3 protein-coding genes are annotated in these 1,743 nt (G+C 53.6%); 2 read left to right on the top strand and 1 reads right to left on the bottom strand.

The window, feature by feature from the left end; translation table 11 throughout:
• Together metG and ACTHUM_RS13120 are read left to right on the top strand one after the other, a co-directional pair.
• A partial coding sequence (gene metG, locus ACTHUM_RS13125; RefSeq protein ID WP_440403073.1) for a methionine--tRNA ligase subunit beta occupies window positions 1-669 on the top strand: 669 nt, incomplete at its 5' end.
• Window positions 670-691: 22 nt separating this feature from the next.
• Window positions 692-886 carry a virulence regulator gene (locus tag ACTHUM_RS13120; RefSeq protein ID WP_107810647.1) on the top strand — a complete coding sequence of 65 codons (195 nt, stop codon included), beginning with the start codon at window positions 692-694 and terminating at the stop codon, window positions 884-886.
• Window positions 887-994: 108 nt separating this feature from the next.
• Here the strand turns inward: ACTHUM_RS13120 and rsgA are convergent.
• Window positions 995-1,743, bottom strand: a 749-nt coding sequence (gene rsgA, locus ACTHUM_RS13115) for a ribosome small subunit-dependent GTPase A (RefSeq protein ID WP_440403072.1), incomplete at its 5' end; no start/stop codon positions are given.

Here is a 1,743-nt window from a genome sequence, read left to right as displayed (position 1 = left end):
GCCAACAAGCCGTGGGAACTCGCCAAACAGGAAGGTCAAGACGAACGCCTGCACGAAGTATGCAGCGAACTCATCAACGCCTTCACCATGCTGACCGCCTACCTCGCTCCCGTGTTGCCGCAAACCGCCGCCAACGCCGCGCGTTTCCTCAATCTGGACGTGATTACCTGGGCGAACACGCGCGAAACCCTAGGCGAACACGCCATCAACAAATACGAACATTTAATGCAACGAGTGGAGCAAAAACAAGTGGACGATTTAATCGAAGCCAACAAACAAAGCATTCAGACGACCCCCGCGCCTGCCGCCGAAGAGAGCAAATACGAAAAAGTCGCCGAACAGGCCAGCTTCGACGACTTTATGAAAATCGACATGCGCGTCGCCAAAGTATTGAACTGCGAAGCCGTCGAAGGCAGCACCAAACTCTTAAAATTCGACCTCGATTTCGGTTTTGAAAAACGCATCATCTTCTCCGGCATCGCCGCGTCTTACCCAAATCCTGCCGAATTGAACGGCCGCATGGTCATCGCCGTCGCCAATTTCGCCCCGCGCAAAATGGCAAAATTCGGCGTATCCGAAGGCATGATCCTCTCCGCCGCCACCGCAGAGGGCAAACTGAAGCTCCTCGACGTTGACGCAGGCGCACAGCCCGGGGATAAAGTGGGCTAGTATCAAATCTTAAGGAGAAACCATGTTAAACCTTTCCGCACCTGTACTTAAAGAAATTGAGTTGCTTAATGATGCAGGCTTATCGGTTGGCGCTATTGTTGCAGTGTTGCGTCTGAAGTTTCCGGTAGAGCTCCATGATCGGGAGGACAAAAAAATTGAAGAAGCCATTCTTCTCATGATCAATCCGCCGCGAAAAGCACCTTCTCTTTCCCGCTAAGGTAGCGATACCGGTTGAAAGGTAAATTTGGTTATGCTTCAACAAAAGGCCGTCTGAAATTTTCAGACGGCCTTTTTATTTATCCAAACGCTTATTTCCATTCAATCTTTATCTCAACAATTCATCGGTAACGCGTTGCAGAAATTCGATGCGCTCGGGTTTGGCTTCGCCTGATTCGGCAGCGGCTTTGACGGCGCAGCCTGGTTCGGCGCGGTGGGTACAGTTGTGGAAACGGCATTGGCCGATAAGGTGGCGCAGGTCGGGGAAGTATTGTAATAAATCGGCGGCTTGGAGATGGTGCAGGCCGAATTCTTGCAGGCCGGGGGAATCGATGAGTCGGGTTTCTGCGTTTAAATCGTATAGTTGGGCGTGGGTGGTGGTGTGTTTACCGGAGTCGAGCGCGGTGGAAATGTCGCCGGTTCGGGCGGCTTGGTTGCCGAGTAGGGCGTTGGTCAGGGTGGACTTGCCCATGCCGCTTTGTCCGAGCAGGATGTTGGTTTGCCCTTCTAAAATGGGACGTAGGATGTCGGCGTTTTCCAATGCGTTGGTTTCGACCACGGAGTAGCCGAGGGTTTCGTAGAATTTGAGTTTCTCGCGCCATTGGGCGGTTTCGGGGAGGTCGGCTTTGTTGAGGACGATGACGGTGTTAATGCCGGCCGCTTCGGCTGCGAGGAGGGCACGTTGCAACAGGGCTTCGCTGGGTGAGGGGCTGGCGGCGGTTACGATGAGCAGTTGGGTAACGTTGGCGGCAATCAGTTTGGTTTTCCACGCGTCTTGGCGGTAGAGCAGGCTTTCGCGCGGGAGGTAGTCTTCAATCACGACTTGTTCGCCGTTGATGGGGCTGATACGGACTTGGT

It is taken from the genome of Neisseria sp. P0021.S006 (assembly GCF_051956895.1).
Note: the sequence above shows the minus strand (reverse complement) of the source record. Positions and strands in the feature narration are given on the sequence as shown.

Excerpts from the sequence above, each read along its gene's own strand:
- ACTHUM_RS13120 (WP_107810647.1), top strand. The coding sequence starts at position 692 with ATGTTAAACCTTTCCGCACCTGTACTTAAAGAAATTGAGTTGCTTAAT.